The organism is Candidatus Symbiopectobacterium sp., from assembly GCF_020054415.1.
Lineage (GTDB): Bacteria > Pseudomonadota > Gammaproteobacteria > Enterobacterales > Enterobacteriaceae > Symbiopectobacterium.
Window position 1 is genome coordinate 1 of sequence record NZ_JAHWCO010000458.1, and the last position, 1,019, is coordinate 1,019.

2 protein-coding genes and 1 pseudogene are annotated in these 1,019 nt (G+C 46.9%); all 3 read right to left on the reverse strand.

The window, feature by feature from the left end:
• Positions 1-190, reverse strand: a pseudogene (locus tag QZ506_RS13310) (IS256 family transposase); the annotation flags it as partial.
• Between the two features lie 99 nt (positions 191-289).
• Positions 290-703 (reverse strand): CoA-binding protein, encoded by a 414-nt coding sequence (locus tag QZ506_RS13315; RefSeq protein WP_291971639.1) that lies wholly within the window; start codon positions 701-703, stop codon positions 290-292.
• 89 nt (positions 704-792) lie between these two features.
• On the reverse strand, positions 793-918 hold the full coding sequence (locus tag QZ506_RS13320; protein ID WP_291971641.1) for a hypothetical protein: 126 nt from the start codon (positions 916-918) through the stop codon (positions 793-795).
• Positions 919-1,019 lie beyond the last annotated feature (101 nt).

Consider the following 1,019-nt stretch of genomic DNA (forward strand, 5'->3'; position numbering starts at 1 on the left):
AGCCATTGCGCGTGTTAGTTCCAGATTTGGACTGGTGCTTCTCATGCCCGAGGTGATGGGTCATTTCAGCATTAAGGGCAGCTTCAACGCTGATCTTTTTCAGCAGGCGATCAAACTGGTTGAGATCGTCAGGGGTTTTGATATTTTTGGCCAGCTCGTTAGCCAGGGCCTGTAACTGTTTTTCGTCCATAAAGTAACCTGCTTTTGATGTTAGATTGAACATATCAAAATCAGGCAATTACACAATCTCGTGTACAGGCTCCGATGGCCAGCATTAAGTGCAGACCTGTTACTTGGCGAGGCCCAAGCGTGGAATCTCGATTTTCGGGCAGCGATCCATCACCACCTCCAGTCCGGCATTTTTTGCCAACACCGCCGCCTGCTCGTTTATGACGCCAATTTGTAACCACAGCACTTTTGCACCAATGGCGATGGCTTCTTTAGCCACCTCGTAAGCGGCCTCTGACTGGCGAAAGACATCGACCATGTCCACCTTGGCAGGAATACAGGCAAGTGACGCATAAACCCGTTGACCATGGAGTTCTTGCCCTGCAAATTTAGGGCTGACGGGGATCACGTCATACCCTTGCTCTAATAAATAAGCCATCACACCATAGCTGGGACGAGAGACTTTTTCACTGGCACCGACCAAAGCGATCGTTTTTACCCTCTCCAACACCGATTTAATATCTGCATCCTTCATTGTTGTTACCTCGTATTGCATGGACTCTTTTACAGTGTACAACACTGCGCCACCTTATTTTTGTCTTCCATTGCCGACAAGTCGGGTATTCAATCTGGCATCCCAAAACGTAGAATTGTCAGATAAACAAAGCAGTAAACGCACAAGGTGAGCAAATCATAACAGCGATAAAAACTGGCTTTGTTGAATAATAGGTAATCATGCTGTTTTTCCATGCCAGTTTTGGTTGAAAATGCTTGTCATCTCAGGTGTACACTTTTCTCATGAGGCCTAACTGCATGATTTTACGTTGCGAGGATCCGTCGTTTCGCTGGGC